1 rRNA gene is annotated in these 325 nt (G+C 56.9%); it reads left to right on the forward strand.

Going from position 1 to position 325, the window contains the following annotated elements:
• Positions 1–85: ribosomal RNA gene (locus NYZ98_RS35780) — 23S ribosomal RNA — on the forward strand; the annotation flags it as partial.
• Positions 86–325: the final 240 nt, after the last annotated feature.

Here is a 325-nt window from a genome sequence, read left to right on the forward strand (position 1 = left end):
GTAGATCACTGGGTTGATAGGCCGGAGGTGGAAGCATCGTAAGGTGTGGAGCTGACCGGTACTAATAGGCCGAGGACTTGACCACAAAGCATTCTTATCGAGTGTTGTGGTGGTCGGTGTTGGTGTGTGGGTGTGGTGTGCTGCGGTTCCTGGTTCTCTTCGCCGGGTCCCGGGAGCAAGCGCCACCAGACCACATGCACCGGTTCGATTGCGCAAGACGAGATGAGTGTTGCTCGCGTCCACTATGTGACTCAGAGACAGCAACCAGGGGTTTTCGCCTGTGGTTGTGTGTTTCATGGGGTTACGGCGGTCATGGCGGAAGGGA

It is taken from the genome of Sphaerisporangium corydalis (assembly GCF_025506355.1).
Taxonomy (GTDB): Bacteria; Actinomycetota; Actinomycetes; order Streptosporangiales; family Streptosporangiaceae; genus Sphaerisporangium; species Sphaerisporangium corydalis.